Here is a 24,301-nt window from a genome sequence, read left to right on the forward strand (position 1 = left end):
CGACCCTCATGCGCAAGATCGACATGACCGACCATCTCTGGGCAAGGCTTCTGGCCATGCGGGGCGGTCGGACGAGCGTGACGGCCGGTGAGGAGAATGATCCGGCCCTGGCCCTCTACGGGCCGATCGCTTCGACACGGGGCGGTTTCGTGCTGGCCCAGGTCGGGCAATCGATCGACGGCCGCGTGGCGACACCTGCCGGCGACGCTCGTGACATCTCCGGACCCGATGGCATTGCCCATCTGCATCGTTGCCGTGCTCTGGTCGAGGCCGTGATCGTCGGTGTCGGAACGGTCAAGGCTGACAATCCGCGCCTGTCAGTGCGGGCCGTGAAAGGACCGAACCCCGTGCGTGTCGTGGTCGACTGTCGCGCGGAACTCACCGGGGAAGAGACGCTTTTCCACGATGGTGGTGCACCCGTGATCCTGATCCAGGCGCATGACGTGCCGACGCGGACCTATGCGGCCGATGTCATACGCGTGCGGCGGACCGAACAGGGCCTCGATCCGCAGGCGATGCTGGATGCGCTTGGGGAGCGCGGACTGTGCCGCATTCTCGTTGAAGGAGGTGCGCGCACCATCTCCCGTTTCATTGATGCCGGCCTGGTCGACCGGTTGCATGTGGCGATTGCGCCGCTGATCATCGGTTCCGGCCCGGCCGGAATAAGCCTGCCGCCGATTGCGGAACTCTCCAGCGCTCATCGACCGACTGCCAAGGTCTACAATCTCGGCAGCGACATCCTTTTCGATTGTGAATTGCGCCCGCAGATCTCGTCAGCGAGTGCGTATGGCCAGAAGGTCCGAGTGGCCGATCACGCATGAGCTGTTCTGCGCGGTAACGGCCGCCAGGCGAAAGGCAAGCCAACTTTTGAGATCGGACGCATCGATCACGCCGATCTCGCTCACCGGCTTCTCTATGCCGCGTAGCAACTCGACCTGTAGCGCTTGCTGCTCAGGGCCGAGATGCCAGGGACTTTCACCGGTCATCACCCTGTAACCCAGGGGTTCCAGCGAGTGGCGCAGATGGCCGGTCGCATCGGGTCCCAGCGCCGGACCGAAGCCCTTGTCCAGCCGTTGGTGGCGATTGAAGCTTTCGACGACCGCTCCATCGAGTGGATGGGGGACGCTCCATTGCATGACACCATCGTAATTCAGCGCCGCATAGAGCCCCGCCGCTTGCTCCGCAAGCCGGTTGACAAAGCGGCTGCAGAAATCGGCCGAACAGAGATCGAAGAGCGCTGAGGCCGTTACCACCGATACCCCGTCGAGTGGCAGGGCGGCGAGATCGTTGAGATCGTGCTGGCGCATCGTGACCATGTCCGAGGTGCCGATCCGTCTGGCCGCCTCCTGGAGAAGCTGCGGATCATAGTCGAGCAGTTGCCACCGGGTGTTTGCCGGCAGAAGAGAAGAGAGGGCGCGATAGGTCGAGCCCGTGCCGCAGCCAATGTCGAGCAGCGACGGGGTTTCCGTCTCCTCCACCAGATGACGGCGGAGGGCATCCATCAGAGGTTTTGCTCTTGCCTGACGGTCGGCGGGCTCACGAAGTGCCAGCCAGTCTTTGTCGAATCCGCTCATGTCAGTTCCTGCAAACGGCGTGATAGGATGGCAGCTGTGTCATTCCACGTTGGCAGGCGTCCGCCAGCCGCAGCTGATCCCCGGGCTTTGGCCTTGCGGGTCGTGGCCTCGGTCAGCATCTGGCGCAGTGCTCCGGCAAAGGCTTCCACGTTGTCGACGGGAACAAGCATGCCCGCATTCTCGGGAACGACCTCCGGGACGGCGCCCGTTGCGCAGGCGACGATTGGCAGGCCATGCGACAGGGCTTCCGCAAAGACCATGCCGTAACCCTCATACCGGCTGGCGAGTGCGAAGATATCGGCGCGCATCATCTCCGCGCGGCTGTCTTCGACTTCTCCGACCAGTTTTATCCGTTCCGCAAGGTCGAGCGAAGCAATGAGCGCGTCGAGCGCCGAGGCTGTTGCGGTGTCGAGTGTGCGACTGCCAACAATTCTGGCCGTCCAGGGAAGCGTTTCCACCTGCTTCAAGGCCCTGATCAGGACATCGTGGCCCTTGCGGCGTGTCAGCGTACCCACCGAAATGATCACCGGCGGTTCGTTTTTGCGGGGTGAGAGGCCGGACGGCTCGGTTCCGGGTAGCGCAACGGTCAGTGCGGTCGGCGAAACCGCATAATTCTCAACAAGCTCCCGGCCCGTCATCGGCGACGTCACGAAAACATGTCGCGCGAAGGACAGGGCCTTCCGTTCGCTTGCAGCCACCCGGAGACGCTCATCGCGTGATATGCCTGTCTCCAATGCCAGCGGATGATGAACCAGCGCAGCGATCCGAAGCCGCGTTGCATGGTCGCTGGCCCAGCCGTCGAGCACCCCGTAGGCAAGGCCGTCCACAAGCACCAATGTGTTATCCGCAAGGGCGGAGAGGCGAGCGTCCGCCGTATCCAGCACCGTTTGAGAGGGTGCCGGAAATCCGTCGCCCAGTGGCAGGAGCGTCACACTCCACCCGAGGGTTTGTAGGCCGGCGACAACCCGGCGGTCATAACCATAGCCGCCGGTGTTGATCCCGAGATCGCCGGGATAGGCGAAGGTAAGGCTAAGGCTCAAAGATCGGCCTCATACCAGCCGCGCGCGGCATGAGACTCGTGCAGGGTCACCTTCAGGCGGCAGATGCGTCCGCTTCCCGGACCGAGACGCTTGGCGGCGACGGCTTCCGAGAGTTCGTCGAAGATGTGTTTGGCAATCACCTCGGTCGTGCTCACCTTGCCCTTGAAAACGGCAAGTTCGTCGAGGTTCTGGTAGTTGAGCGGCTTCAGCACCTCTGCCAGCACCGTGGTCGCGGCTCCGATGTCGACTGCGAGCCCATCTTCATCGACGTCCTTGGTGAAGAAGGCAGCATCCACGACAAAGGTGGCGCCATGCATGCCCTGGGCTGGCCCGAAAACCGGGCGCGGCAGGCTGTGGGCGATCATGATATGGTCTCGAACTTCAACAGCAAACATAAGCTCTCTTTTCTTCAGTAGCGGATGCGATGGCAGAGTGTGTCGGGTCTCGACAGGATACGCGCATAGGCGGCGGATAGTTCAGAAAAAGGTGTCTCGCCAGAGATCAGGGCATCGAGTTTGACATCGAGCAGCAGGTCGAGGGCTTTGGCGAGGCGGCGGGCATAAGTCCAGCGTGCCCGATGAGAGGCAGGCAAGTTGCCGACCTGCGAGCTGACGAGCGACAGCCGACGCGCGTGGAAAGCGCCGCCAAGCGGAAGTGTGACCGATCGATCTCCATACCAGCTCGCCTCGACGATCCGTCCTTCCAGTCCGGCAAGACCGATGGCGGCCTCCAGCACCTGGGCCGACGCCGTCGCATTGACGATCACATCGAACTCGCCGGCAAGGTCACCGGGTGAGGAGAAGGTCAGTCCGAGCGCGGCGGCGAGGGCGGCCCTGCTGGGCTCGCGATCAATGAGAACTGTCTCGGTACCCGCGATCCTTGATGACAGATAGGCGATCAACGCTCCGACGACGCCTGCCCCGAACACGGCAACCCGATCACCAGGTTGGATCTGGGCATCCCAGACCACGTTCAACGCCGTTTCCATATTGGCGGCTAGAATGGCACGTCGGGCCGGCAGCGACGCCGGCAGGATTGTGACGCGCTCGGCGGGCACGACAAAAAAGTCCTGGTGCGGGTGGAGACAGAAAACCTCCCGCTCCATCAACTCTGGCGGACCGGCCTCAATCACGCCAACAGCAGAATATCCGTATTTGACGGGGAAGGGGAAATGCCCTTCCATGCCCGGCCCCCGCATGCGCTCGAACTCGCTCTGTGGAACGCGGCCCTCGAAGACGAGGGCTTCCGTGCCTCGGCTGATACCGCTGTAAAGCGTGCGCACCAAAACCTCTCCGGGGCGAATGGCAGGCACGGTTTCATGGCGCAGATCACACCGGCCGGCAGCCTCGATCCAAAGTGCCTGTCCCGTCCTGGATGCCGATACGCTCTGTTCATCACCTTGGCTCTTCACATGATCCTCCATGATGACCATTTATGCTCCGCGGCTCAGGAACGTATGGCCTAAATGCGCATTTGGTTCCTTGAGGACAACAGAATTTAATTTATGGCGGGACCGCAATCCGCCGACGGGGGTTCGGCGTATTGGAACCACTGTCTCAGGGAGAGTAACACCATGTCGAAGTCCAGCCAGGCCGTCTTCCAGTTCTCCACGCCGGAAATTGAGGTCGAGAGGGCCGTGTCCGAACTTCGTTACGGCCGTCCCGTGCTGCTGAATGCAGGACCGCGACGGCTTGCGACCTTTGCGCTGGATTGCGTTGCCCCCTCTGTTTACGACCAGTTCGCTGCGGCGACCGAAGACCGCCATGCTCTTCTCCTCACAGCGCCACGCGCTTCGCGATTGGGTCTGCCAACCGATGGCGACATCCTCGCCCCTCTGTCCGGCATCACCTTCGACCAGGCATCGCGTCTTGCTTATTCGCTCGGTGCAGATGCGCCCCGCTCTTGGCAGCAGGCCGATCAGCTGGCCTCCCAGTCCGCAGAACTTGCCCGCCTGGCACTTCTGCTGCCGGCGATGGTGGTCGCCGACGTCACCGACATGGCCGATCGCTTTGCCGGTTGCTGCGAACTTTCGGCAAGCCGCCTGAAGGGGGCTGATGTCGCCCGCCAGCGTTTCGACCAGGTTGTGCGCACCCGCGTCCCGTTGAAGGATTTGGGCGATGCCGACTTCGTGGTATTCCGTGGTGGCCTTGCCCAGAAGGATCAGGTTGCCATCGTCGTCGGAAAGCCCGATGTGTCGAAGACAGTCCCGATCCGGATTCACTCGTCCTGCATCACTGGCGACCTATGCGGTTCGCTGAAATGCGATTGCGGCGACCAGTTGCGCAACGGGCTGGCTCTCCTGAAGAGCGCCGGTGGTGGCGTCCTGCTTTATCTCGATCAGGAAGGTCGCGGAACGGGCATCGGTGCGAAGATGCGTGCCTATGGCTACCAGCATCTCGGCCTCGACACGATCGATGCGGATGCCGAGCTCGGTCTGCGCGAGGATCACCGTCGCTATGAAGCGGCCGTCGCCATGCTGCAGCATCTGAAGATCGACCGGGTGGCGGTCTACACCAACAATCCGACGAAGATCGAAGGCCTGCGTCTGGGTGGCATCCAAGTCGAGGCACGCGCTGCGGTGAACGGTCGCGTTACCGCCGAAAACGAGAATTACCTGCGCACAAAGACACTGAGGGCAGGCCATATGATGGATCTCGCCAGCCTCGTCGCAGCCGAGTAGACTGCGGCGTGCAACAGGGGCTGGAGCATTAGAATGGCAAGCGAGCCGGGCAGGCTGGGCGAGGGGCGGCAGAATGGGGCCGAAAGGCTTTCTGTGGCGCCGTCGCTGCTGCGCGACACGTTGATCATTCTGTCTGGCTTGCTGGCTGGAACGGCCGTTGTGGCACTGGCGCTGAGCGCATTGCGGCCGGAACTGGGCTGGGACTTCATTGCCTGGCCTGTTCTGTGCGCGGCGGTGATCTTCGCTCTGGTTCTCGGTGGCCTCTCCGGTCATCCCTTTGATCGCTTTGGCCATGCCAATCTGGTGACGGCATTCCGCGCCAGCCTCGTCAGCCTGCTTGGCGCTTGCATCTTCTGTTTCGACGACCTGGCTGCCGACCGGACTGCCTTGCTCGCTCTGGTGGGGGTCGTCCTCTTTGCGCTGACCCTTGACGGATTCGACGGCTATCTCGCCCGCCGCCAGGGCCAGGAATCGGACTTTGGTGCGCGCTTCGACATGGAGGTCGATGCCTTGCTGATCCTCATTCTCTCCGCCGCTGCCGCGCTGCTCGAAAAGGCCGGGCTCTGGGTGGTGATGATCGGTCTGATGCGGTATGCCTTCGTGCTTGCCGCACGATACGAACCCAGGCTGAACGGTCGGCTGCCGCCGTCCTTTCGTCGGAAACTCGTCTGTGTGCTGCAGATCGTGGCATTGTGCCTGCTTCTCGTGCCATTCGTCGTGCCGCCGGTCTCGACGATCGTGGCGCTCTCGGCGCTCCTGCTTCTCAGCTATTCCTTCGCCGTTGACATCCACTATCTGCTTCGTCCGCAGGTCCTCGCACCGTGAAGCAGAAGTCACTCCGCGCGACGCCGCGGCCGCAATGCTTCCGCCACCAGGATCAACAGACCTGGAGTTGCTCCCAGAAACGACAGGGCACCATAGAGCAGGCTAGCCGCCAGCCCGTCGGCCGCCGAGAAGCCGAAGAGCGGCCAAAGCGCCATGGCGGCTGCTTCACGCGTGCCCCAGCCGCCGAGCCCGACGGGAATAAGCATCGACAACAGGCACAGCGGGATGATCGTCAGGGCCGCCTGCCAGGGCAGGCTTGCGCCGATCGCGAAGGACGACAGCAGGAAGACCGCGACATAGGCCGCGACCACCACCAGGCTCACGCCCGATTGCACCAGCCAGGCATGACGGCGCAGGAAAACTTCGGCGGCGTCGTTGGACAGGTTCTGCAGCGTGGTCCGGGCCGATCCCCTAGACAGCCACCAGACGCCGAAAATCAGCAGCAGACCAGCCGAACCTATCGCGATCACCAACCATTGCATTCGCAAGGGAGATTGGCCGGCGATCAGCAAGGGCCAGAGCGGCAGACCGAGGGCGAGGATCAGGAAGAATATCGCCTGACCCGACAGGCGCTCATAGAGGATTGCTTTGGCCGGCAGCTTCCACCCACCCTCTCCGGCGAAGCGCATGCGCCAGGCCCGGATGGCATCCCCGCCCATGCCGCCGGGCAGGCTCTGATTGAGCAGGCTCGCCACGTAATATTCGCGGATGGCGCGCCCTGCGCTGATGACCTGCCCGAGCCTCGCTGCGGTAAAACGCCAGCGCAGGGCCGACAGGATGATCTGGAACTGGACGAGGCACAGACCCGCAATCACGGGGGCTGGCGATATCCGCGCGAAAGCTTGGCCGAGGGCGCCAAGATCGGTGCGCCAGAGCAAAACGACGAGAAGCCCGATCATGAGAAGCGGGGGCAGACATCTGGCACGAGGCGACACGGGGCAATCTTCTCCGGACATGGCAGCCGCCGTGCCGGGTGCCGGTCTCTGGCAGGTTCGGGCAGGTGGTGTGCATGAAACATAGGATAGCTGAAAACATTTACGAGATCCGTTCCACATCCGAGGCTCTTCCGCCCCGCTGGCGCGTCGTGGTCGGCACGCTTCTGTTCAGCCTGATCGCTTTCGGCGCCTTCACGCTTCCCGATCACCCGGATGCGTTGGGCCTCTCACCCTTTCTGCGGTTGCCGCTTGAATGGCCGTTGGGCGCCCTGGTTCTGTTGATGACAAGTGGGCGCCTGCGTCGTGTGCTGGGATTGATGGCCGCTGTTGTCGTCTTTGTCATTCTTTTCCTCAAGATCGCCGATATCGGCACGCAGGCAGCCTTCCAGAGGCCGTTCAATCCCTATCTCGACATCAAGATGATCGGCGACGGCTGGAACCTGATGTCGGGCACGTTCGGCTCGCTGGTTGCGGTGCTTGTCGCTTCCATGGCGGTCGCCGGCCTCCTGCTGCTCATGGGGCTCTTTCTCCGGTCGATGCAGTGGATGGCGCATGCGCGCGGGCTTTCCCGCGCCTTGCTGCTGCTTGCCTTTGGTGCGCTTGCCATCATCGGATCGCTGCTGCTTGCACTGGGTCGACCGGGTGTAGAACTTCATATGGCTGGTTATCTGTCCGGCCGGCTCTCGCTGGTGGTGCGTTCCATCGATGACATGCGGCTCTTCGAGGCCGAGCTTAAGCAAGGGACTGGCCCGCGCAGCGGCGAGCGCCTTTTCCAGGCCGTTGCCGGCAAGGACGTGGTTCTGATCTTCGTCGAGTCCTATGGTCGCAGCGCCGTCGACGATCCGCGTTATGCCGGCGTCACCCGACCGCGCCTGCAATCTGTCCAGGCGATGCTGGATGCCGCCGGCTTGCAGTCGGCAAGTGCGTGGGTAAGGTCACCCACGGTCGGTGGGCTGAGCTGGCTCGCCCACGGCACGCTGCTCTCCGGCCTTTGGGTCGACAGCCAGGCGCGTTATGACCGGCTGATCAGGAGCGACCAGCCGAGCCTCAACCGGCTGTTTGCGCAAGCGGGCTGGAAGACAGCCGCCATCATGCCGGCAATCACCATGGATTGGCCCGACGCGTCCTATTACGGTTACAGCCAGATCCTGCCGGCGGCCGGCCTCGGCTACCGCGGCAAACCGTTCAACTGGATCACCATGCCGGACCAGTACACGCTGGCGGCCTTCGAACGTCTTGTTCGCGGGCCGGAGCGAGAGAGCGGCAAGCCTTTCATGGCGGAAATTGCCCTGATCTCGAGCCATGCCCCCTGGACGCCGGTCGCCCGCATGATTGATTGGGATGCTGTCGGTGATGGTTCTGTGTTCAACGAGCAGGCGACAAGTGGCGATCCTCCTTCCGTCGTCTGGTCAGATCCGGACCGGGTACGCCGCCAGTACATTGCCACGATCGACTATTCGCTGGAAACGCTGGGCAGCTACATGGCCCGTTTCGGCAAGGATACCGTCTTCATCGTGCTCGGCGATCACCAGCCGGCGGCGATCGTCACGGGACCGAATGCGTCGCGTGCGGTTCCGCTGCACGTGGTGAGCGGCGATACCGATTTGATCGCCCGCTTCCGTGCCGAAGGGTTTTCGGCAGGCATGCTGCCTGCGGCCAATGCACGCGAATGGCCGATGGACGCCATGCGCCAGGTGTTGATCGATCGCTTCAGCGAGCGCTGATGGCGTGCGATGCCGCGTTACCGCTCGGCGCGACCTCGCCTCTCGAACCCAGCCGACGTTGCTCCTGACGTTTCCAGTTTCGCGGCGTGACGCCGGTCTGGCGGGTGAAGAAGCGGGAGAAATAAGCGGGGTCTGCGAAGCCGAGCCGAAACGCGACCTCCTGCACGCTGTCGGGTGTGAACAGCAGTTCGCGCTGCGCCTCCTCCAGCAAGCGTCTTGCGATCAGGTCCTGGGTGCTGAGCCCTGTCTTTGCTTTCACCACGCGGTTGAGATGGGTGGTCGAGATGCCGAGCGCATCGGCATAGAAGGAGGCCGGGCGATGCTGGCGCACCTCGCGATGCAGAAGCGCCAGCAGGGCTTCGATGCGCCGGTCGTTGTCCCCACCGATCTCCACTTCGTCCGCCTCCTGGGCTGCGATCCGGGCGGTCAGCACGAGCGCCGTTGCAAGTCCTGTTTCCATCAAGACGGACCGCCCGCTAAGGCGCGTGTTCCACTCGGCGGCCACCCTCTCCAGATTGGATCGGATGAGATCGCTTTCGGCGGTCTGCTCGGGGAGGCGGGTGATGCGGGGTTGAGACAGAAATGCGCCAATCGCGCCCGGCTCCCCTGGCCTCACCGGAAGGCGGTTGGCGAGGATGGTGAAGACAAAGCCGTCGATATCCGGAGAGAAGCGGAAACCGTGGCCGACGGATGGTGGCACCGTGAGCACGGACACAGGTTCGAAGCGCACAATCTGGTCACCATAGACAGCATCACCGGAGCCGCGCGTGATCAGCAGAATCTGGAAGAAATATTCGTGGCGATGCAGCCCGATTTCCCAATGATGCAGACTGCTTCGCGACGGAATTGTTTCGCAGTGCAACCGAAATTGAGCGGATGCGGCATCATCCTCGCCGTAGAGCTCATAGGTCGGGATGATGCTGGTTGGGCCACTGTTGCGCTTTGTCATGTTCGAATTGTGCAATAAAAGGATAGCTTCGTCCATTGTCTATGGGCCTTCCGACGGCGAAGACTTGCGCATTGCCAAGTGACGGCACGCCATCGGGAGGAACCATGCGCACCAAAGTCGCCATCATCGGATCAGGACCGTCGGGTCTGCTGCTCGGTCAGTTGCTCACCAATGCCGGCATCGACAATGTCATCGTCGACCGTGTGAGCCGTGAGCATATCCTGTCGCGCGTGCGCGCCGGTGTGCTGGAAGAGGGGGCAGTCGGCCTTCTCGACAAGGCGGGTGTCGGCGAGCGCATGCATCGCGAAGGCCTGCCGCATGACGGCTTTTCGCTGGCTTTCGACGGCCGCGACCACCGTATCGACCTCTTCGATCTGACGGGCGGAAAGCGCGTCATGGTTTATGGCCAGACGGAAGTGACGCTGGATCTGATCGAACGGCGTGAGCGTGACGGCGGCCTGACGATCTATGATGCGGCCCAGGTGACGCCTGGGGGATTTGACGGCGACCACCCTTACGTCACCTATGAAAAGGATGGGGTAAGCCACCGCATCGATTGCGATTTCATCGCCGGATGCGACGGGTTTCACGGGGCGAGCCGCAAGGCGGTCCCGGCGGACGCCATCAAGACATTCGAAAAGATCTACCCCTTCGGCTGGCTCGGGATCCTGGCGGAAGTGCCCCCGGTCAGTCACGAGCTGATCTACGCCAACCATCCGCGTGGCTTTGCTCTCTGCTCGATGCGCTCAAACACGCGCAGCCGCTATTACGTCCAGTGTTCGCTCGACGATACGGTGGACATGTGGTCAGACGACCGCTTCTGGGACGAGTTGCGTCGGCGCCTGCCGGTCCACCATGCAGACGCGCTGGTGACGGGTCCGAGCTTCGAAAAATCGATCGCGCCCCTGCGCTCTTTCGTCGCCGAGCCGATGCGCTTCGGGCGTCTCTTCCTGGTCGGCGACGCTGCTCATATCGTCCCGCCGACGGGTGCCAAGGGCCTGAACCTCGCGGCGTCTGACGTGTTCTATCTGCTCTCCGGTCTGCTTGAACACTATCAGGAAAAGAGCGAAGCCGGCATCAATGCCTATTCCGAACGCGCGTTGAGGCGGGTCTGGAAGGCGGTTCGCTTCTCCTGGTCAATGACGACGCTTCTGCATCGCTTCCCCGACACTGGCGACTTCGGGCAGAAGATACAGGAGGCCGAACTCGACTATTTGACGCAGTCCCGCGCGGCTTCAACCGCCATGGCTGAGAACTATGTCGGTTTGCCGTATTGAAATCTTGCCCTCTTGCGAAATGATAATTGTTCGCTACACTTACTAATTGATCGGAATAGGCCGGCGGTCTGGGAGAGATAAATTCCAGGCCGATCGGCAACCGGACGCAGCGGGGCAGGGGAGATGCCTGGGCGACAGCGGCGAACGGAGACTTGTAACGGCAGCTCTTCATGGGCTGCCCAACCGCTCACGGAGGAGACATTCATATGAACATGCATATTTCATTGCTGATCAACGGTGCCGAGAAGGCTGCCCATGGCGGCCGGACCTTCAACCGGATCAACCCCTTCACGCAGGAAGTGGCCACGACGGCCTCGGCCGCGAGCCTTGAGGATGCGAATGCCGCCGTCGAGGCAGCCGCTGCAGCCTTCCCCGGTTGGTCGAAGACGGGTCCTGGCGAGCGTCGCAAGATCCTCTTGAAGGCTGCCGACATCATGGAATCCAAGACCGCCGAGTTCAGCGAACTGGTCGTTGCCGAAACCGGTGCGACGGGCCATTGGGGTGCCTTCAACGTCATGGTGGCCGCCAGCATGCTGCGCGAAGCCGCCTCGATGACGACCCAGATCTCCGGCGAGGTCATTCCGTCCAACAAGCCGGGTTCGCTGTCCATGGGCATGCGCCAGGCCGTCGGTGTCTGCCTCGGCATCGCGCCGTGGAATGCACCTGTCATCCTCGGCACCCGTGCAGTTGCCATGCCGCTCGCCTGCGGCAATACGGTGATCCTGAAGGCCTCCGAGCAGTGCCCGGGCACCCATCGCCTGATCGCCCAGTGCCTCGTCGAGGCTGGCCTGCCGACCGGCGCCATCGGCGTCATCACCAATGCGCCGGAAGATGCGGCCAAGATCGTCGAAGGTCTGATCACGCATCCCTCCGTCAAGCGGGTGAATTTCACCGGCTCGACCAAGGTCGGCAAGATCATCGGCGAACTCTGCGGTCGTCACCTGAAGCCGGCGATCCTGGAACTCGGCGGCAAGGCGCCGCTCGTGATCCTCGATGACGCTGACATCGACGCGGCCGTAAACGCCGCCGCCTTTGGCGCCTTCGCCAATATGGGCCAGATCTGCATGTCGACCGAGCGCATCATCGTCGACGCCAAGATCGCGGACGAATTCGTCGAGAAGCTTGCGGCCAAGGCTTCCAAACTGCCGGCCGGCGATCCGAAGGGCCATGTCGTCCTCGGCTCGCTGATCAGCCTGGAGTCGGCCAAGAAGATGGACGACCTGATTGCCGATGCGGTTTCGAAGGGCGCCAAGCTTGTGGCTGGCGGCAAGCGCGAAGGAAGCGTCGTTGAAGCGACCCTGCTCGATGGCGTCACGTCCTCAATGCGCATGTATTCCGAAGAAAGCTTCGGTCCGGTGAAGCCGATTATCCGCGTCAATGGCGAGGAAGAAGCGATCCGCATCGCCAACGACACCGAATACGGCCTTTCCGGCGCCGTCTTCAGCCGCGACATTCGCCGCGCGCTGGCGGTTGCAGCCCGGATCGAATCCGGCATCTGCCACATCAACGGCCCGACCGTCTTCGACGAGCCGCAGATGCCGTTCGGCGGTGTGAAGGGCAGCGGCTACGGCCGCTTCGGGGGCAAGGCGGCGATTGCCGAATTCACCGAGCTGCGCTGGATCACCATCGAAGATCCGAACCAGCACTACCCCTTCTAAATCTATGCCAATCAGGCGGCCGTCCCTCACGGGGCGGCCGTTTCAGTTTTGAGGTGCCCCCGCAACACGGAGCCGTCACCTTCTGCCGAAATCAGGTGTCCGATGACGCGTCGCTGTAGATGCGCTTCAAAGCTGCGATGAGATCCTGCAACTCCTTCGGCGAAAAGCGTCCGGTGAAGCGGGCCTCGTGTTGGTTCTGGATGTCGCGGGCCTTTGTCAGCATCGTCGCGCCTTCCCCTGTGAGGGTCAGTTCCTGACGGCGCCGATCCACTGAGGATGGTTGCCTCGCAACCAGATTGCGCCCCTCAAGCCGGTTGACCAGCGCCATCATCGTCGCCCTGTCCATGCTCAGCTGGTTGGCGATGTCGATCTGGCTGACTTTGGGATTGGCTGCCACCAGTTCGAGCACTGCGAACTGCTTCTGCGTCAGGCCGAGATCGCCCATTGCCGCGGTGTAATCCTGGTAGATCGCGACGTTGGCCATGCGCAGGTGAAAGCCGAGGATGTCATCAAGCCGGCCGGTCCGCAGGGGGCTGCCCAGTTCGAAACCCTCATCGTCGTTCGCCGGCCTCAGGTCCTTGTGCGTCGTCATTGTTTCTCTTCTGCTTGTGCGCCGATCACTGTAGCCATCATTCATGATCACTATCGCATGCAACAGTCAAATCCCTGTTGCCAAAAGACACCGTAGATAGTAAGTGTAGCATACAAATGCCGAGGAGGCCTCGATGAGGCGGCATGGAGGAGAACGAGCATGCAGCATGCTTTGCTGTCGACCAGCCAGGGATCAGGTGCAGTGGGTCTGGAAACGGATGATCCGCTGATCTATCGCGCGAAGACTGGCCCCAACCGGCCTGCGGTCTTTGAGGTGGCATCCGGCCGTAGCTACAGCTATGGCGAACTGAACCTTGTCGTTGGTCGCATTGCAGCGTTTCTGGCTGCTCGGGCTGAAGATACCGCGACCACCCGCATTGCCTTTCTCGGCCGCAATTCGATCGCCCAGATCAGCACCTGTCTTGCATGCCAAAGGGCAGGGTTTGTCTTTGTGCCGCTGAACTGGCGGCTTGGAGCCTCCGAGCTGAAGCGGATCATCGATGACTGCCAGCCGTCGCTCATTGTGCATGATGCGGAGTTTGCAGACGCGCTCGCCGGCATGACCGATCTCAGCGTGCCGACCTTGCCTGCGGAGGGAGCTGACGGTTTGTGGGAACTGGCGGTTCAGGTCCAGCCTCTTGCGCCGCTTGCCTTCGAGGCGGATCGGCCTTGCATCATGCTCTACACGTCCGGCACGACCGGTGCCCCCAAGGGCGTCGTCATCACCCGGCGCAACGCCTTTGCCTCGGCCATCAACTTTTCTATGGTCGGAGAGGTGACGGCAAGCAGCGTCGCGCTTTGCGATCTGCCTTTCTTTCACACCATCGGTCTCGTTGCGATCGGCCGGACGACCCTGATGATGGGTGGGCGGCTGGTCATTTCCGACCGCTTCATGCCGGACCGCACGCTTGCCACGCTCGGCGATCCCGCGCTCGGTGTCACCCATTATTTCGCCGTACCGCAGATGGCAGCGGCCTTGCGCGCGGCGCCCGGCTGGAACCCGGCTGCATTGAAAGCCTTGCAGGCCATCTTCATCGGCGGCGCACCGCTGTCACCAGTCTTGATCGAGACCTTCCTCGAAGATGGCATCCCGCTCGTCAACGGCTATGGCATGAGCGAGGCCGGAACTGCCATCCACATGCCGCTCGATCGCGAGATGGTCGCCCGTTATCCCGGCAGCGTCGGCTTCGCGGCTCCCTTGCTGGAGGTAAAGCTCGTCGACGAGAACGGCGAAGAGGTGGCCGATGGCGAAATTGGAGAGATCTGGTTGCGTGGCCCCTCGGTGACGCCAGGCTACTGGAACAAGCCGGAGGAGACGGCATCCGCCTTTACCGATGGCTGGTATCGGTCCGGCGATCTCGGCCGGCGGGCTGAGGGCGGCGTGATCCACGTGCCGGACCGCCTGAAGGATATGTATATTTCAGGCGGGGAGAACGTCTTTCCAGCGGAAGTCGAGGCCGTGATCGGTGCGCATCGCAAGGTTCGGGAGGTTGCCGTGATCGGTATTGCCGATCCGAAATGGGGCGAATGCGGTATCGCATTCATCGTACCGCATGACGAGCATCCAAGCGCGGAAGAGATCCTCGCCCACTGCGCGGAGCGGCTCGCGTCCTACAAGCGGCCCGCCCGAATCGTCTTTATCGAAGCCATTCCCCGCACAGCCTCTGGCAAGGCGCAGAAACACATTCTGCGCCAGACCCATCTGCCGTCCTGATAACCGCAGGGCCAGCGAGGCCCGAGACATCTATTGCAAGGAGCATGATCCATGAGCGAAGTTGAACAAACCTCCGCGAGCCCTGTTGTCGTCGAATTCGACAATGGAATCGCTTTCGTTACGCTGAACCGTCCGGAAAAGCGCAATGCGATGAACCCGGCCCTGAACATCCGCATGATGGAAGTGCTGGACGAACTCGAGGCTGACGATCGCTGCGGTGTTCTGGTCCTGCGCGGTGCCGGCCAGTCCTGGTCTGCCGGCATGGATCTGAAGGAATATTTCCGTGAAAACGACGGCAAGGGCCGCGCGGCCGTCCTGAAGAGCCGCCGTCAGTCCGGCGGCTGGTGGAACCGTCTGATGTATTTCGAAAAGCCGACCATCGCCATGGTCAACGGCTGGTGCTTCGGCGGTGCATTCACGCCTCTGGTTGCCTGCGATCTGGCGATCGCGGCTGATGAAGCAACCTTCGGCCTTTCGGAAATCAACTGGGGCATTCTGCCGGGCGGCAATGTCACGCGCGCTGTCGCCGAGGTGATGAACCATCGCGACTCGCTCTACTACATCATGACGGGTGAGAATTTCGGCGGCCAGAAGGCGCGCGACATGGGTCTCGTCAACGAATCCGTGCCGCTTGCCGATCTCGAAACCCGGGTTCGCGCCATCTGCGCCAGTCTGCTCGAGAAGAACCCGGTGGTTCTGAAGGCCGCCAAGGACACCTTCAAGCGGGTGCGCAACATGCCCTGGGAGCAGGCGGACGATTATATCTACGCCAAGCTCGAACAGATGCTGTTCCTCGACAAGAGCAACGGCCGCGCCGAGGGCCTGAAGCAGTTCCTCGATGACAAGACCTACCGCCCGGGTCTCGGCGCCTACAAGCGCTAAGAGCCAGCCGAACCCTGACCATCTTGGCCAGGTCTCTTGAAGGGACCTGGCCATCTCTTTGCTGAGCAACCGGAACGAAAACCGTCTGGGAGCATTGTTAAGATAAGCGGATCGTTAAGCAGCCCGAAACGGACTTCCCCGGCATTTGACCGGATAGCAACTTGAAGGCCGCGCGTAACCGCCACAGAAGGAGATTGATCATGGGTTCTACAGCCGACAAGATCGCCGGTAAGGCGAATGAGCTGACGGGCAAGGCAAAGCAGGCCGTTGGCGATGCGACCGACAACCGCAGCCTTCAGGCCAAGGGCGTAGCCCAGGAAGCCAAGGGCGATGCCCAGCAGGCCAAGGGTCATGCCAAGGATGCCGTGAAGAACGTCATCGACAAGGTTTGACACTTTTTGTGTCACCATACCTTTAGGCCCGCCATTGTGCGGGCCTTTCGGTTTTTGAGCGGTGCTTGGGACGACGGATCGACACAGACCGTCCCTCTGATGATCCGTCTGAGACGGGAACGAAGCCGAAGCGCCTCATTCCCGTTTTTCGTTTCAGATGTAGACTGCAGCAAGACCGCCATCGATCGGCAGGTTGATGCCTGCTACCCAGCGCGCGTCGTCCGAGCACAGGAACAGGACCGGGCCTGCAATCTCGTCGGCGAGTGCCGGACGCTTCATCTTGTGGGCATCGGCTTGAACGCGCTCCTGGCCGAGCATGGTGACGAAGTCGCCGAGGATCGGGGTGAAGACGGGACCCGGAGCGACGGAGTTCATGCGGATGTCGCGTTCCATGAACAGCGAATGGCTCCGCTTCATCGTCCAGACGATCAGCGCTTCCTTGAAATACTGGTAGCAGGTGTCCTGGGCGACCGGATTGGCGGCGAGCCAATCATGCCCCGCAGCGAAGCTGTCTGTCGCGGCGAGCTGCTTGTGAAGCTCGACACGGTGGGGCCATTCGGCCCCCAGGATCGAGGCAAAGTTGACGATCGACGACCCCTTCGGCATGCGATCGAGAAGCGCTTCGGTGAGATGGCGCAGGCCGAGATAATTGACTCTTGCGACCAGGTGCTTGTCCGCCGTGCCGGGCACGCCTGCGGCGTTGACCAAGGCGTCGATGCGGGTGGGAAACTGCGCCAGAGATGCATCGATCGCAGCCGGATCCGAGAGGTCGAGCTTGATGAAGCCGTCGAGCGTCAGCAGCGCGTCATTGCGGTCGACGCCAATGACGGTTGCACCGCGAAAGCGGGCGAGACGGGCGACTTCGCCGCCGATGCCGGAGGAGACGCCGGTGATGACAATTGTCTTTCCTGAAAGTGTCATGGTCGTGGTTCCTGGAATTGTGTGAGATCAGCACCGTTCGCCAGACGACGAACGCTGCGCTGATGCGATGGACTTCGTGCCGGGTCAGAAGGGGTAAGGGGTTGCCGCGTTCTTCACGGAGACCCATTGCCACTGGGTGAACTCCTCGATGTCAGCGGGGCCGCCAACCCGGGTACCGTTGCCGGACTTGCCCCGCCCGCCAAAGGGAGCATAGGGGCCACCGTTTATGGTCTGGTCGTTGATATGCAACTGACCGACATTCAACTGGTCGCCGAGTGCCATGGCCCTGCCAAGATCGGCAGAGATCACCCCGGCGGCCAGGCCGTAGTCGGAATGGTTGGCAAGAGCCACGGCTTCGTCGTCGGTCTTGAAGGACGTGATGCAGGCAACAGGGCCGAAGATTTCTTCCTCGAAGGCGAGCATGCCCGGCTTGACGCCGGAGAGGACGGTCGCCGTATAGAAGCGGCCATCATGCGTGCCGCCGGCGAGCAGTTTTGCCCCCTTGGCTACAGCGTCATCAACGATCTTCTGGATTGTTTCGACCTGCGCATCGGAAATGATCGGGCCGAGCGCCACCTGCTGTGTGGATGGATCGCCTGCCGGCAGATGCTGCGCCTTGGCGACGAGCCGGTCCGTCAGGCCCTGCTCGATCTTCTCGTTGACCAGGATCAGGCCGGTCGCCATGCAGATCTGCCCCTGGTGCAGGAAAGCGCCCCAGGCGGCGTTGGAGGCGGCGATGTCGAGATCGGCATCGTCGAGAATGACGAGTGCATTCTTGCCACCGAGCTCGAGCTGGACCCGTTTCAGATTGCGGCCACAGACCTCGCCAACCTTGGCGCCGCCCCGGGCCGACCCTGTGAACGAGACCATGGCGATGTTGGGATCGCTGCACAAAGCCTCACCAGCTTCAGCCCCGCCGGGCACGACATGCAGCACGCCCTTCGGCAGGCCCGCCTCTTCGAAGATGCGGGCGATGATGATGCCGCCGGAGATCGGTGTGCGCGGATCGGGCTTGTGAACCACCGTATTGCCAAGCGCGATGGCAGCAGCGATGGAGCGGACCGAGAGGACCAGCGGGAAGTTGAACGGCGAGATGACGCCGACCACGCCATGCGGCACGCGACGGGCGTAATTGGTGCGGTCATCCATACCGGGCAGGAACATCCCGCTCGGCTGCATCGCAAGCGAAGCGGCATGGCGGATAAACAATGCGCCGTGCTCGATCTCGATCATCGCCTTCGCATGGATCGAGCCTGATTCCTGCATGATCCAGCTGGCGAGTTCCGCGCCATTCTGCTCCAGCAGGTCTGCGGCCCGGTTGAGGATCGCGGCCCGCGTCGATGGCTGCGTCTTGGCCCAGGCTGATTGGGCAGCGCGCGCTTGGGCCGCGGCGCGCTGAACATCGGCCACGCCGCAAAAGCCGACGGCAGCGAGCACATTACCATTGGCCGGATCGGTGACGTTGATTGTACCGCCCAGTGCCTCCTGCCATTCGGAAATATAGGCCATCCCGCCCCAGCGACCGGTGTCGAGAAATTTAGGTGCATGCATGTTCATCGGCTCGGGCCTCCAATCCCGTCTGGTCTGGGAGGTCGCAGTCACAGCTTCGCCGTTGCGAGGCAGGCTGCTGCCAGCCGCTCACCCGATCAGTCCGTGATGCGTCATCCTCCTTGCCGCCTCCTCAAGCGGCTCGAAGATTAGGATCGCAAGGCGCGTGCCAAATCGGAGTGTGAGATGACGCTGACGTGGGAAATCCGGCTTTCCCTTTGTACCGGCTATCGTTTTTGCGCATCGTCAAGCATTGAAGCGATTAGCAGCATCTATTGCGATTTTCATCAAAAAATGAAACTCTGCTGAATATTGCGGAATTGATGAAAGTCTTCCATGCCGAAAGACCGCGCTCCAACTCTCGTGTCATTGGCTGATGTGTCGAAGTCGACCGGCAAGATGCTCTCCAAGGGGGCCTTCAGCGAACTGGACACCGGTGCCTCGCCGACGCTTTCGGAGCTGACCGAGGCGCTGCATTTTTCATTGGGAGACGGCCGGATCTGGCTCAACGACCAGCGTATGGTCCTGATGCAGAGCAAGGTCCTCGGTCGGCTGAGGCAGGAGATCATCGAAGCCTTCGGCATGGAGGTGGCCAAGGGCATTTTCATGCGGGTCGGCTATATGCAGGGGGTACGTGACGCGGAACTGATCCAGAAGCGGTTTCCGAACCAGGACCTCACCCACGCGCTTGCTGCCGGCCCGCGTGTCCATACGCTCGAAGGGTTTGTGAAGGTCGTCACCAAGCAGTTCGAATTCGACAGCGACAAGGGCACCTATTTCGGCGAATTCTACTGGCATGACTCCTCAGAGGCTGGCGAGCATGTCGCCCATCATGGCCTGGCGCAGGAGCCGGTGTGCTGGATGCAGACGGGCTATCCAAGCGGCTATACCAGCACGCTGTTCGGCCGGCCGGTGATCTTCCGCGAAATCGAATGCAGCGCCATGGGAGCGCCGCGCTGTTATGTCGTCGGTCAGAATGCCGAAGAATGGGGTGAAGATGCGCCGGAGCGCGCCTATCTGGGGCTCGAATGGCCAAGATCGAGCACCATCCGCCGCCCTTCGGCGGCAAAGGCGCGCGTTGCAACGCCCGAGCCAGTCGCGGACGACAGCAACACGCCGCGCGATCCGGTGGTTGGCGTATCCGCAAGCTTTCTGCGCGCAAGGCTGATGGTCGAGAAGGTCGCCGATACCGAGGCGACGGTCCTTCTTGTCGGCGAATCGGGTGTCGGCAAGGAGCTCTTTTCGCAGCAGTTGCATCGCTTGAGTTCGCGCGCCGGCGGCCCCTTTGTGGCCCTCAACTGTGCGGCGATCCCCGATACGCTGGTCGAATCGGAACTCTTCGGGGTCGAAAAAGGAGCTTATACCGGAGCCGTCGCCTCGCGACCGGGCTATTTCGAACGCGCGGCTGGCGGGACGCTGTTCCTCGACGAGATCGCTTCGCTGGCCTATGCAGCCCAAGGCAAGCTTTTGCGCGCCATTCAGGAGCGGGTCATCGAACGGGTCGGTGGCTCAAAGAGCGTGCCCGCCGATGTCAGGGTCATTGCCGCGTCGAATGTCGATCTCGCCGACGAGGTGCGGGCGGGGCGCTTCCGCCAGGACCTGTATTTCCGCCTCTGCGTCTTTCCGATTTCCATTCCATCGCTTCGGGAACGGCGAGACGACATTCCGCTTCTTGTCGATCATTTCCTGCGGCTGTTTCGCGAGCGCCATCGCCGGGAGGTGGTTGGCCTCACGCGGCGGGCGATGGATGCGCTGCTGGCTTATGATTTTCCCGGCAATATCCGCGAATTGCAGAACCTGATCGAACGCGGGGTGATCTTCGCCGATGCCGGCGGCTGGATCGATGTCCATCATCTCTTCACGGCCGGAGAGGTCACGTCGCCCTTCTCTCCGTCGCTGACCGCTGAAGGGCGGTTGTCGATTCCGACAAGTGTCTCAGCCGCAATTCGGGCCTCTGCCGGAACAAGTACGCTGCGGTCTGCCCAGGAACTCGCAGCAGCAGAGGTGGATCTCTATCGAAGCGCCCTGGACCAGGCGGGCGGCAATGTCTCGGCCGCCGCAAGAGCGCTGGGACTTTCGCGCGCCAAGCTTGAATATCGTCTGCGCAAGTTCGGGCTGCTTGAGGAGAACAGCCGCGAATGAGTGAGGGCGCTGACGACGTCAGAGCCCGCGCTCACCTGCATAGAGGCCGACGGCATCGCATCCCCTATGCTTCGTAGCGGGCAATCTCCGTTCCAGCTGATGCATAGGCGCCAGCCGCAGCCGTGAAGCGCACATGCCCCGCCCTGGTCGCCGTGACCTGGGTTTCCATCTTCATCGCTTCCATGACGGCGATCAGATCACCGACCTCGACCATCGCTCCGTCTTCTACCTTGAAGGCCTGCAGGGTGCCGGCAATCGGGGCCGTGATGCTGTCCTTGTCCTCTGCCTTCACAGGGGTGGTTGCTGCATTGCCGGCACCCAGTCCGCCAAGGCCGGCGAGAAGTGCTGCAGGTATGCCGAGTGCATGCCGTTTGCCGTCGATCTCGACATGGGTGCGGATAAGGCCATCCTCCGCCGTCGGTTCGGGCCGTGCCAGCGCGTCCAGAGCGCCGGCAAAATCGGTCTCGATCCAGCGGGTATGCACCTTGAACCCGTCTTCACCGGTAAAGTCCGCGTGTTCCAGAACGGCGCGATCGAACGGCAGAACCGTGGCCACACCCTCGATCCGGAATTCCTTCAACGCCCGGCGGGCGCGGACAATCGCCTGTTCACGGGTCGCACCTGTGACAATCAGCTTGGCCATCAGAGAATCGAAGGTGCCGGGCACGGTCGAGCCCGAAACGACGCCGGTGTCGAGCCGGATGCCGGGACCGGAAGGCGCATCGAACAGGGTGATCTCACCCGGGGTCGGCAGGAAGCCGCGACCGGGATCCTCGGCATTGATGCGGAATTCGATCGAATGGCCGCGTGGGGCAGGCGTTTCCGTTACCTCCAGCGCCTTGCCTTCGGCAATGCGGAACTGCTCGATCACGAGGTCGATGCCGGTTGTCTCTTCGGTCACCGGATGCTCCACCTGCAGGCGGGTATTGACCTCGAGGAAGGAGATCGTGCCGTCGACACCGAGCAGGAATTCCACCGTGCCGGCACCTGAATAGCCGGCCGCCGCACAGATGCGCTTGGCTGCATCATGGATCTGATGGCGCTGGGTGTCGGTCAGGAACGGGGCCGGTGCCTCCTCAACGAGCTTCTGGTTGCGCCGCTGCAGCGAGCAGTCGCGGGTGCCGAGCACCAGCACATTGCCGTGTTTGTCGGCCAGCACCTGTGCCTCGATATGGCGCGGGCGGTCGAGGAACCGTTCGAGGAAACATTCACCACGGCCGAACGCGACTTTCGCCTCGCGCACGGCGGATTCGTACAGCTCGGCGATCTCTTCCATCTTCCAGGCAACCTTCAGACCCCGTCCGCCGCCGCCATGGGCTGCCTTGATGGCCACCGGGAGACCATGGGCCTCAGCAAAGGCGATGACTTCGGCTGCCGTCTCGACCGGCCCGTCGCTGCCGGCCACGAGCGGCGCGCCGACGCTGGTTGCAATCCGTCGCGCCTCGACCTTGTCGCCGAGCGCTTCTATCACATGCGGGTCCGGGCCGATCCAGGCGAGGCCCGCTTCTTGCACGGCGCGGGCAAACTCGGCACGCTCGGAGAGAAAGCCATAGCCGGGGTGGACGGCATCCGCCCCGGATCGCTCCGCGATCGCGATCAATTTGTCGATGTCGAGATAGGTCTCGGCTGGGCGGCTACCATCCAGCCCATAGGCTTCGTCGGCAAGCTGGACGAAGAGCGCATCCATGTCCGGATCGGCATAGACGGCCACCGATTTGAGGCCATGGTCGCGGCAGGCGCGAATGATGCGCACGGCGATTTCGCCGCGGTTGGCGATCAGCACTTTCTTCATCGGGGTCTCCTCACTGTTTTCTTGGCGCACGTCACATCCGATTCTCGCGGATCAGCCCCTGGCGGGCTTGATCTCGGCGAAGATAGTCACGGGCCGGAACTGGATTTTGGCATTGACCGGGATCTGCCCGGCAAGATCGAGATGGTATTCGGCAACCGTGCCGATCACAGGGTAACCGCCAGTCAAGGGATGGTCGGCGAGGAACAGCACCGGCTGGCCGCTATGCGGCACCTGGATCGCACCGGTCGCCGTGCCTTCGCTCGGCAACTCGGCCTTGTCCTTGCGCTCCAGTGGTTCGGGGCCCTCGATGCGGACGCCGACGCGGTTGGACTGGGGGGTCACGGTGTAGAGCTGCGCACTCAGCGTCGCGATGCCATGCTCCGTGAACCAGTCGCTGCGCGGCCCCATGATCACGTCGAGCGTGACGGTCTCACCTGCTGCGGGACAGTCGAAGGCGGGGGCCTCATCGAGCGACACTGGGGCCAGACCCTGGCGCTCTCCGATGCGCAGCTCCGTGCCCGCAACGACCGGGTCAGGTCCAACGACGGCCAGCGTATCGGTGGAGGCGCTGCCGAGAACCGGCGTGACCTCGAGCCCACCTCGGAAGGCGAGATAGCTGCGGGCACCCTTGGCCGCAAAGCCGAGGGTCACCACATCGCCCGCTTCAAGCGAGATCGGGCGATAGGTTTCGGCTTTGATCCCGCGGCCTTTGGCGTCGCGGATGGTGATCGGGCAGGGGGCACCGGTCAGCGCCATGACGGCCCGGCCGGAGACTTCGAAGGAGAAGCCGCCGAGCGTGATTTCGAGAGCCGGCGTGGAGACGGGATTGCCGACGGCACGGTTGGCCGCCTTGAAGGCGCCCTGGTCGAGCGCGCCGGATGCCGACACGCCCTGGCCGGTCTGGCCGAAGCGACCGAGATCCTGGAAGAGAGCAGGCATCGGGGCAGCCAGTACGGTGACCGAGACGGCGCCGGAGGCCGGATCACCGGCGAGAACCGTCTCCGGCGCTGACGTCTCCGGGGTCGCCACCACGGCGCGACGCGCCAGATCAACGAAGCGAACGCGGTAGCCGGGCTGAAACAGCGCTGGCGGATCGCGGGTGAGGTCCCACATCTTCACTGGCGTGGTGCCGATAATCTGCCAGCCGCCGGGACTGTTCTGCGGATAGACGCCGGAAAAGGCGCCGGCCAGCGCCACCGAGCCTGCCGGGATTTTCGTGCGCGGGCTTTGCCGGCGCGGCACCTGGAGGAGAGGATCACCGCCGACGAGATAGCCGAAGCCGGGGGCAAAGCCACAAAAAGCAACGGTGAAGGTGCTTTCGGTGTGGCGGCGGATGACCTCCTCGACCGAAAGGCCCGTCAGTTCGGCGACGTCAGCCAGGTCCTCGCCGTCATACTGCACCGGGATCTCGACCAGCATGTCCGAGGGCGCGATGCGAGCCGAGAGGTCGCGCCCAGCGATATCCGCGGCAAGACGTTCGGCTGACAGCCGATCCGGTCGGAAGCGTATCATCAGCGTGCGCGCCGCCGGCACCATGTCCTCGATGCCATCGACCGGATCGGCCTCCAGCGATGCAAACAGCGCCAGCGTCTCGTCGAGATCGGTGAGTTCGACAAGCAGGACGGTCAGGCTGACGGGCAGGAAACGCATGGGCACC

Annotated in this window: 21 protein-coding genes; 10 read left to right on the forward strand and 11 right to left on the reverse strand. The window is 62.7% G+C overall.

The genetic code is table 11. The annotated features are described in order from the left end of the window. Window positions 1–8 precede the first annotated feature (8 nt). Window positions 9–821 (forward strand): RibD family protein, encoded by an 813-nt coding sequence (locus DFO46_RS19345; protein WP_120278650.1) that lies wholly within the window; start codon window positions 9–11, stop codon window positions 819–821. On the opposite strand, the gene DFO46_RS19350 is transcribed toward DFO46_RS19345, so the two are convergent. From DFO46_RS19350 to DFO46_RS19365, 4 genes are read right to left on the reverse strand one after another with little or no spacing between them, the layout of a single operon-like run. Beyond that, window positions 774–1,574 (reverse strand): class I SAM-dependent methyltransferase, encoded by an 801-nt coding sequence (locus tag DFO46_RS19350; RefSeq protein ID WP_120278651.1) that lies wholly within the window; start codon window positions 1,572–1,574, stop codon window positions 774–776. The two genes, DFO46_RS19345 and DFO46_RS19350, sit on opposite strands and share 48 nt — an antisense overlap. Then, on the reverse strand, window positions 1,571–2,614 hold the full coding sequence (locus DFO46_RS19355) for a glycosyltransferase family 4 protein (RefSeq protein WP_120278652.1): 1,044 nt from the start codon (window positions 2,612–2,614) through the stop codon (window positions 1,571–1,573). The genes DFO46_RS19350 and DFO46_RS19355 overlap by 4 nt, the downstream gene beginning before the upstream one ends. Further along, window positions 2,611–3,009 carry a 6-carboxytetrahydropterin synthase gene (locus tag DFO46_RS19360; RefSeq protein ID WP_110794008.1) on the reverse strand — a complete coding sequence of 133 codons (399 nt, stop codon included), beginning with the start codon at window positions 3,007–3,009 and terminating at the stop codon, window positions 2,611–2,613. The genes DFO46_RS19355 and DFO46_RS19360 overlap by 4 nt, the downstream gene beginning before the upstream one ends. 14 nt (window positions 3,010–3,023) lie before the next feature. Continuing rightward, window positions 3,024–4,046 (reverse strand): zinc-binding alcohol dehydrogenase, encoded by a 1,023-nt coding sequence (locus DFO46_RS19365; RefSeq protein ID WP_348627756.1) that lies wholly within the window; start codon window positions 4,044–4,046, stop codon window positions 3,024–3,026. A gap of 141 nt (window positions 4,047–4,187) precedes the next feature. Between DFO46_RS19365 and ribA the strand changes: the two genes are divergently transcribed. Both ribA and DFO46_RS19375 read left to right on the forward strand, forming a co-directional pair. After that, window positions 4,188–5,294 (forward strand): GTP cyclohydrolase II RibA, encoded by a 1,107-nt coding sequence (gene ribA, locus DFO46_RS19370; RefSeq protein WP_120278653.1) that lies wholly within the window; start codon window positions 4,188–4,190, stop codon window positions 5,292–5,294. A 33-nt stretch (window positions 5,295–5,327) separates the two neighbouring features. After that, entirely contained in the window at window positions 5,328–6,119 is a 792-nt protein-coding gene (locus DFO46_RS19375) for a CDP-alcohol phosphatidyltransferase family protein (RefSeq protein WP_120278654.1), read from the forward strand. Between the two features lie 8 nt (window positions 6,120–6,127). Here DFO46_RS19375 and DFO46_RS19380 read toward each other — a convergent pair whose 3' ends face one another. Beyond that, entirely contained in the window at window positions 6,128–7,054 is a 927-nt protein-coding gene (locus DFO46_RS19380) for a lysylphosphatidylglycerol synthase transmembrane domain-containing protein (protein WP_245422657.1), read from the reverse strand. A 74-nt stretch (window positions 7,055–7,128) separates the two neighbouring features. Between DFO46_RS19380 and DFO46_RS19385 the strand changes: the two genes are divergently transcribed. Next, entirely contained in the window at window positions 7,129–8,778 is a 1,650-nt protein-coding gene (locus tag DFO46_RS19385) for a sulfatase-like hydrolase/transferase (RefSeq protein ID WP_120278656.1), read from the forward strand. On the opposite strand, the gene DFO46_RS19390 is transcribed toward DFO46_RS19385, so the two are convergent. Continuing rightward, the gene (locus DFO46_RS19390) at window positions 8,765–9,727 is read right to left on the reverse strand and encodes a helix-turn-helix domain-containing protein (RefSeq protein ID WP_120278960.1); all 963 of its coding nucleotides are present in this window, start codon (window positions 9,725–9,727) and stop codon (window positions 8,765–8,767) included. The two genes, DFO46_RS19385 and DFO46_RS19390, sit on opposite strands and share 14 nt — an antisense overlap. A 104-nt stretch (window positions 9,728–9,831) precedes the next feature. Between DFO46_RS19390 and pobA the strand changes: the two genes are divergently transcribed. Further along, window positions 9,832–11,004: a 4-hydroxybenzoate 3-monooxygenase gene (pobA, locus tag DFO46_RS19395; protein WP_120278657.1), complete on the forward strand. Its 1,173-nt coding sequence runs from the start codon at window positions 9,832–9,834 to the stop codon at window positions 11,002–11,004. A gap of 212 nt (window positions 11,005–11,216) precedes the next feature. Further along, window positions 11,217–12,662, forward strand: coding sequence for an aldehyde dehydrogenase (locus tag DFO46_RS19400; protein WP_110794045.1), 1,446 nt, complete (start codon window positions 11,217–11,219; stop codon window positions 12,660–12,662). Window positions 12,663–12,753: 91 nt separating this feature from the next. On the opposite strand, the gene DFO46_RS19405 is transcribed toward DFO46_RS19400, so the two are convergent. Then, the gene (locus tag DFO46_RS19405) at window positions 12,754–13,254 is read right to left on the reverse strand and encodes a MarR family winged helix-turn-helix transcriptional regulator (protein WP_110794013.1); all 501 of its coding nucleotides are present in this window, start codon (window positions 13,252–13,254) and stop codon (window positions 12,754–12,756) included. A 159-nt stretch (window positions 13,255–13,413) separates the two neighbouring features. Between DFO46_RS19405 and DFO46_RS19410 the strand changes: the two genes are divergently transcribed. From DFO46_RS19410 to DFO46_RS19420, 3 genes are all read left to right on the forward strand, one after another. After that, window positions 13,414–14,967, forward strand: coding sequence for an AMP-binding protein (locus DFO46_RS19410; protein ID WP_120278658.1), 1,554 nt, complete (start codon window positions 13,414–13,416; stop codon window positions 14,965–14,967). A gap of 51 nt (window positions 14,968–15,018) precedes the next feature. Next, a complete protein-coding gene (locus DFO46_RS19415; protein ID WP_120278659.1) occupies window positions 15,019–15,849 on the forward strand; it encodes a p-hydroxycinnamoyl CoA hydratase/lyase in 831 nt (276 codons plus the stop codon). A 200-nt stretch (window positions 15,850–16,049) separates the two neighbouring features. Further along, the gene (locus DFO46_RS19420) at window positions 16,050–16,241 is read left to right on the forward strand and encodes a CsbD family protein (RefSeq protein WP_110794016.1); all 192 of its coding nucleotides are present in this window, start codon (window positions 16,050–16,052) and stop codon (window positions 16,239–16,241) included. A gap of 153 nt (window positions 16,242–16,394) precedes the next feature. Here DFO46_RS19420 and DFO46_RS19425 read toward each other — a convergent pair whose 3' ends face one another. Then, a complete protein-coding gene (locus DFO46_RS19425; RefSeq protein WP_120278660.1) occupies window positions 16,395–17,162 on the reverse strand; it encodes a coniferyl-alcohol dehydrogenase in 768 nt (255 codons plus the stop codon). Between the two features lie 84 nt (window positions 17,163–17,246). Next, a complete protein-coding gene (locus tag DFO46_RS19430) occupies window positions 17,247–18,719 on the reverse strand; it encodes a benzaldehyde dehydrogenase (RefSeq protein WP_120278661.1) in 1,473 nt (490 codons plus the stop codon). 327 nt (window positions 18,720–19,046) lie between these two features. On the opposite strand from DFO46_RS19430, the gene DFO46_RS19435 reads away from it, so the two are divergent. Further along, on the forward strand, window positions 19,047–20,852 hold the full coding sequence (locus tag DFO46_RS19435; protein WP_120278662.1) for a sigma-54-dependent Fis family transcriptional regulator: 1,806 nt from the start codon (window positions 19,047–19,049) through the stop codon (window positions 20,850–20,852). A 64-nt stretch (window positions 20,853–20,916) separates the two neighbouring features. On the opposite strand, the gene DFO46_RS19440 is transcribed toward DFO46_RS19435, so the two are convergent. Next, entirely contained in the window at window positions 20,917–22,644 is a 1,728-nt protein-coding gene (locus DFO46_RS19440) for a biotin carboxylase N-terminal domain-containing protein (protein ID WP_120278663.1), read from the reverse strand. A gap of 51 nt (window positions 22,645–22,695) precedes the next feature. Further along, window positions 22,696–24,294, reverse strand: a complete 1,599-nt coding sequence (locus tag DFO46_RS19445; protein ID WP_120278664.1) for a 5-oxoprolinase/urea amidolyase family protein — start codon at window positions 24,292–24,294, stop codon at window positions 22,696–22,698. Window positions 24,295–24,301: the final 7 nt, after the last annotated feature.

It is taken from the genome of Rhizobium sp. AG855 (assembly GCF_003610655.1).
In the GTDB taxonomy this organism is placed as follows: domain Bacteria; phylum Pseudomonadota; class Alphaproteobacteria; order Rhizobiales; family Rhizobiaceae; genus Allorhizobium; species Allorhizobium wuzhouense.

Bases quoted from the DNA above. Each gene is read 5' to 3' on its own strand.
- pobA (WP_120278657.1), top strand. From the start codon at position 9,832: ATGCGCACCAAAGTCGCCATCATCGGATCAGGACCGTCGGGTCTGCTG.
- DFO46_RS19405 (WP_110794013.1), bottom strand. From the start codon at position 13,254: ATGACGACGCACAAGGACCTGAGGCCGGCGAACGACGATGAGGGTTTC.
- DFO46_RS19345 (WP_120278650.1), top strand. From the start codon at position 9: ATGCGCAAGATCGACATGACCGACCATCTCTGGGCAAGGCTTCTGGCC.
- DFO46_RS19415 (WP_120278659.1), top strand. From the start codon at position 15,019: ATGAGCGAAGTTGAACAAACCTCCGCGAGCCCTGTTGTCGTCGAATTC.
- DFO46_RS19400 (WP_110794045.1), top strand. From the start codon at position 11,217: ATGCATATTTCATTGCTGATCAACGGTGCCGAGAAGGCTGCCCATGGC.
- DFO46_RS19375 (WP_120278654.1), top strand. From the start codon at position 5,328: ATGGCAAGCGAGCCGGGCAGGCTGGGCGAGGGGCGGCAGAATGGGGCC.
- DFO46_RS19410 (WP_120278658.1), top strand. From the start codon at position 13,414: ATGCAGCATGCTTTGCTGTCGACCAGCCAGGGATCAGGTGCAGTGGGT.
- DFO46_RS19390 (WP_120278960.1), bottom strand. From the start codon at position 9,727: ATGACAAAGCGCAACAGTGGCCCAACCAGCATCATCCCGACCTATGAG.
- DFO46_RS19445 (WP_120278664.1), bottom strand. From the start codon at position 24,294: ATGCGTTTCCTGCCCGTCAGCCTGACCGTCCTGCTTGTCGAACTCACC.
- DFO46_RS19365 (WP_348627756.1), bottom strand. From the start codon at position 4,046: ATGGTCATCATGGAGGATCATGTGAAGAGCCAAGGTGATGAACAGAGC.
- DFO46_RS19350 (WP_120278651.1), bottom strand. From the start codon at position 1,574: ATGAGCGGATTCGACAAAGACTGGCTGGCACTTCGTGAGCCCGCCGAC.
- DFO46_RS19430 (WP_120278661.1), bottom strand. From the start codon at position 18,719: ATGAACATGCATGCACCTAAATTTCTCGACACCGGTCGCTGGGGCGGG.
- DFO46_RS19360 (WP_110794008.1), bottom strand. From the start codon at position 3,009: ATGTTTGCTGTTGAAGTTCGAGACCATATCATGATCGCCCACAGCCTG.
- DFO46_RS19440 (WP_120278663.1), bottom strand. From the start codon at position 22,644: ATGAAGAAAGTGCTGATCGCCAACCGCGGCGAAATCGCCGTGCGCATC.
- DFO46_RS19420 (WP_110794016.1), top strand. From the start codon at position 16,050: ATGGGTTCTACAGCCGACAAGATCGCCGGTAAGGCGAATGAGCTGACG.
- DFO46_RS19385 (WP_120278656.1), top strand. From the start codon at position 7,129: ATGAAACATAGGATAGCTGAAAACATTTACGAGATCCGTTCCACATCC.
- DFO46_RS19425 (WP_120278660.1), bottom strand. From the start codon at position 17,162: ATGACACTTTCAGGAAAGACAATTGTCATCACCGGCGTCTCCTCCGGC.
- ribA (WP_120278653.1), top strand. From the start codon at position 4,188: ATGTCGAAGTCCAGCCAGGCCGTCTTCCAGTTCTCCACGCCGGAAATT.
- DFO46_RS19435 (WP_120278662.1), top strand. From the start codon at position 19,047: ATGCCGAAAGACCGCGCTCCAACTCTCGTGTCATTGGCTGATGTGTCG.